The following is a 263-nucleotide window of genomic DNA, read 5'->3' as shown; positions in this document are numbered from 1 at the left end:
GCTCTATGCCGCGCTGGAATTGACCGGCAATCGGCCGGTGCGGGCGGTGCAGCGCATTTCCGCCGCCAATCTCGGCGACAGCGACGCGCGCCTGCTCGAGGTGCCGCCAGGCATTGCCGGCCTGCACATCGAACGCATTTCCTATCTGGCGAGCGGCAAGGTGATCGAATTCACCCGCTCTATCTACCGGGGCGACGCCTATGATTTCGTCGCCGAACTGCGGCTGACAGGGCCGAGCGAAGAGGGCCGACCATGAGCACGAC

At 65.4% G+C, this 263-nt stretch carries 1 protein-coding gene; it reads left to right on the top strand.

Translation table 11 applies throughout. The features are described from left to right. On the top strand, window positions 1-256 hold a 256-nt coding region (locus P9230_RS32305), incomplete at its 5' end, for a GntR family transcriptional regulator (protein ID WP_278121761.1). Between the last annotated feature and the right edge of the window lie 7 nt (window positions 257-263).

Origin of the sequence: Mesorhizobium sp. WSM4887 (assembly GCF_029625865.1) — a bacterium.
In the GTDB taxonomy this organism is placed as follows: Bacteria; Pseudomonadota; Alphaproteobacteria; order Rhizobiales; family Rhizobiaceae; genus Mesorhizobium.
Note: the sequence above shows the minus strand (reverse complement) of the source record. Positions and strands in the feature narration are given on the sequence as shown.